The organism is Fulvivirga kasyanovii (genome assembly GCF_009711405.1).
Taxonomy (GTDB): Bacteria; Bacteroidota; Bacteroidia; order Cytophagales; family Cyclobacteriaceae; genus Fulvivirga; species Fulvivirga kasyanovii.
Genome location: NZ_SMLW01000279.1, coordinates 1 through 3,996 on the forward strand (window position 1 = coordinate 1; position 3,996 = coordinate 3,996).

Annotated in this window: 4 protein-coding genes; 3 read left to right on the plus strand and 1 reads right to left on the minus strand. The window is 44.3% G+C overall.

Annotated features, from left to right (window positions below):
• From E1163_RS01915 to E1163_RS01925, 3 genes are all read left to right on the plus strand, one after another.
• The coding region (locus E1163_RS01915; protein WP_155168903.1) for a nuclear transport factor 2 family protein at positions 1-374 on the plus strand (374 nt) is incomplete at its 5' end.
• Between the two features lie 175 nt (positions 375-549).
• Positions 550-1,767, plus strand: coding sequence for a pyridoxal phosphate-dependent decarboxylase family protein (locus E1163_RS01920; RefSeq protein WP_155168904.1), 1,218 nt, complete (start codon positions 550-552; stop codon positions 1,765-1,767).
• Between the two features lie 121 nt (positions 1,768-1,888).
• Entirely contained in the window at positions 1,889-2,653 is a 765-nt protein-coding gene (locus E1163_RS01925) for a cyclase family protein (protein ID WP_155168906.1), read from the plus strand.
• Positions 2,654-2,675: 22 nt separating this feature from the next.
• On the opposite strand, the gene E1163_RS01930 is transcribed toward E1163_RS01925, so the two are convergent.
• Positions 2,676-3,996 (minus strand): PP2C family protein-serine/threonine phosphatase (locus E1163_RS01930; RefSeq protein ID WP_155168908.1); only part of this gene is annotated, 1,321 nt, incomplete at its 5' end.

Below are 3,996 nucleotides of genomic sequence, written 5' to 3' on the forward strand. Positions count from 1 at the left end.
TCGAAGACCCTGTTTTCAGGAAGTTAAGCGGTGACGAAGTCGGTGATATGTGGCGAATGTTGCTATCGGGGGCCAAAAACCTGCACCTCGAATATTTTGATGCTGCCGCTGATGGAGATGAAGGCTCTGTCCGATGGCATGCCACTTACACATTTTCCAAAACCGGGAGAACAGTACATAACAAGATCAAAGCTCATTTCAAGTTTAAAGATGGTAAGATCATAGAGCATAAAGACAGCTTTAACTTCTGGAAATGGAGCCGTATGGCATTGGGTCCTGTTGGTATATTCCTGGGCTTCACTCCTTTCCTGAGAAACAAAGTGTCTGCGCAAACCTTAAAATTATTGAAGGCATACAGAGAAAAACGAAAATAAACACATCCCTCTACCCTTCTAACCCAGCTCACGCCCCAGAGCTGTTTGTTTTAATCCAAACTTTCCTATATTAGCATCGGCCGCATGCTATGCCGCTGTTCCGCACGAGGTTCAATACTTCGCTATCCCGTCGTGATAGCTTGCCTAATATTATTACAACACAAATTTTTAAGAAATGCGTATCTGGAAAAAACTTACCCATGGTGAAATTCAGGAGCGGGTATTTGGTGCTCTAAAACAAAATGTAAACTATTACGAAGCCAATATTCTGGGCATACCGGCCTCACATCTTGATGACAAGGTGTTTTATCAGGATGCGCCATTTCTGGACCACGCTCCTTACCTGTCTACCCTGATCCATAACCCTAACCACATTGGCTGCCACACACTGGGCAAGTCTGAAAGTTTCTTTAAAGGCACTCAGGAGATCGAAAAGGAGTTGGTGAGAATATGTTCCGAGGAAATACTCAAGGGGGCTCCGGACAGTTTTGATGGCTATGTGGCATCAGGTGGTACAGAAGCCAACATGCAGGCGATCTGGGTTTACCGAAATTACTTTAAAGAAGAGCTGGGCGCCCGGCAGGAAGAGATCTGTATCTTATGCTCGGAAGACAGCCACTACTCTACCAGTAAAGCTGCCAATGTACTAAACATCGGCATAGCTTATGTGAAAGTGGATGATAACAACCGCTCACTGAATAAAAAAGAGGTAGAACAAACTATTAAAACGCAACAGGATAAGGGGCATAAATATTTCATTGTAATCGCCAACATGATGACTACCATGTTCGGGTCTGTTGATGATGTAGATTTGTACACGGATACCCTTGACCTGTTGGGCTGCAAATATAAGCTCCATATTGATGGTGCCTATGGTGGTTTTTTCTTTCCCTTTTCTACGGATATCCACCTTTTGAATTTTTCAAACCCTAAAGTAGATTCCATTACACTGGATGCCCATAAAATGCTACAGGCTCCGTATGGAACGGGGATTTTTCTATGTAGAAAAGGACTGATTTCATATGCTAACACCAAAGAGGCCAGCTATGTGGAAGGTGAAGATTACACTTTGATAGGAAGCCGCAGCGGTGCTAATGCCATTGCAGTATGGATGATTTTGATGACTTATGGCCCTTATGGCTGGAAAGAAAAAATTCTTGTTTTGCTAAACCGGGCAGACTGGCTGTGCAACCGGCTAAATGAAAAGGGCATTGCACATTATCGTCAGTATGGCTCCAATATTGTGACCATTAAAAGCAGTGACATCAAAGCCGGGGTTGCCAAAAAGTATGGTCTTGTACCCGACAACCATAAAGACCCCAAGTGGTTTAAAGTGGTGATCATGGAGCATGTTACTATCGAAAAGCTGGAGCCTTTGGTCGTTGAATTATAGCAGGTTAATTGCATTTTCCGGTTTCCGCGAGTTTACAAAACAGGGCTGATATTAATCTGTTATCATTTTCTTTTGTATACTCGCTGATATTTTTTTCCGGAAACCAACTTAACCAAAGCTTATGCAAATAATAGACCTGTCCAAAACCATTGAATACAACCCCAATGACCCATGGTTTATGCGGATCAAGATCAAGCACAAACCGCACAACAAAGCTCATTGGCTGATACGCCTTTTTCTTGGCCTTCCCAAACGGCTGTTTCCGGAGAAGTTTACCGGCTGGGCCGATGATACCATAAAAAACATGGGTGTACACTCCGCCACGCATATCGATGCCCCGTGGCACTATAGCCCGACCTGCAATGGTGAACGCGCAAAAACCATTGATGAGGTGCCTTTGGATTGGTGCTATGGCCCGGGTGTAGTTATCAATATGACCCATAAAGAGGATAATGACCCTATTACTTCTGAGGATATCAGCAGGCAGGTGGAGAAGGACAACCTTAACATCGGCCAGGGTACCATTGCCCTTATCCGCACTGACAGGGACAAGTATATGGGCACAAAGGAGTTTCCCGATCGTGGCACGGGTATGAGTGCCGAAGCTACAAGATGGCTGATTGACAAAGGGGTAAAAGTAATGGGAATTGACCAGTGGGGCTGGGACCTGCCTTTAAAGTACATGGTGAAACGGGCTAAAGAAGAAAACAACTCCAGGCTCTTTTGGGAGGGGCACCTTGTAGGGCAAGACAAGGAGTATTGCCACATGGAGCAGTTAACCAACCTTAAATCGCTACCTCTCCAAGGCTTTAAGGTGGCGGTATTTCCTTTGAAGATCAAAGGTGCATCTGCTGCCCCTGCAAGGGTGGTTGCTATGATTGACTAGAATACTTTTCCTGATGTTTTGATCATAGCTTCACGCCTATGATCAAAACATCATCGGTCTGTTCATTTCTACCGCACCATTCGCTAAAGGTATGCTCTATCACGCGCTTTTGATCTGATGTCCTCATGTGATGATTGTTAAACAGAAGTTCACGAAAGCGTTTGCTCATAAAGCGTTTGAAGTCACCTCCTCCATACTGGTCCCTGAATCCATCGGTAAACATGTAGAAATCAGAGATCTTTGAAAGCTCAAACTTATGGTTTCGGAATTTATGATCGGGCCTGGTCAGCATTCCGCCAATAGAAACCCTGTCAGCTTCAATTTTCCTCATTTCGCCATTTTCAATTAACAACAGCGGGTGTTTGGCCCCGGCATATTCCAATACCTGTTGCTCTCTGTCAATCACGCATATGGAGATATCCATGCCATCGCGGTTATCGGTTTGTTGCTGTCTCAGGGCATAGACAATCCTTTGTTGCAGGTAATCCAGTATTTTGGCAGGTTCAAAAATGAAGTTGAGTTCGATGGCCTCCAGCAGCAGGTTATAGCCTATCATGCTCATAAATGCCCCAGGTACTCCATGACCTGTGCAGTCTACTGCGGCAATAAAAACCCTCTCCCTGATCTTGGTTACGAAGTAAAAATCCCCGCTTACCAAATCCCTCGGTTTGAAGAAAAGGAAATGGTCGGGCATCATTTCCCGCATTTCTTCTTTCAAAGGGAGTATGGATTGTTGTATAGTCTGAGCGTATTTGGTCTGCTCTTTGATCAGGCGCACCGATTCTTTCAGATCGTTATGCAACCTTAGCAATTGAGAATGCTGATAGGTGATCTGGTTGTTTTTCTTCTGTATGCTCTTTTGATATTTTTCATTCTCCTTTCTGAAAATAGCAGAGATAACGGCCAGAAGAATGATCGTGATCATAATATTGATCACATAGGCCAGTTTTAGCTGTTCTGTCTGGTAAAAGGACTCATGATCGAAATTATACATCTCTACGGTAATGATACACAAACCTCCGAGTGCAATGAGCAGGTAAACGTATACCGTACGGTCAAAGAACAGTACGGCAAGTCCTGAACAGGCAAATATGATCAGTTGAGACCCTCTTTCGCTGCCCCAGTACAACGTAAGTGAGCTCAAATAGAAGAATGGGATCAGCAGGCAAAGCAACCGTGCAGCATGGTACTTTTTCAATTTATTGAGCAATATGGGAATAGGAAAAAGCAATGCCCCAACAAGTTGAACGGACCACTCTTCGGGAACCTGCATGATCATACTCTTGATAATGATGACGAGAAACAGGATTTCCCCGGTGAGCAGTATTCCGTTAACCAGCCGA

Bases quoted from the DNA above. Each gene is read 5' to 3' on its own strand.
- E1163_RS01925 (WP_155168906.1), top strand. From the start codon at position 1,889: ATGCAAATAATAGACCTGTCCAAAACCATTGAATACAACCCCAATGAC.
- E1163_RS01920 (WP_155168904.1), top strand. From the start codon at position 550: ATGCGTATCTGGAAAAAACTTACCCATGGTGAAATTCAGGAGCGGGTA.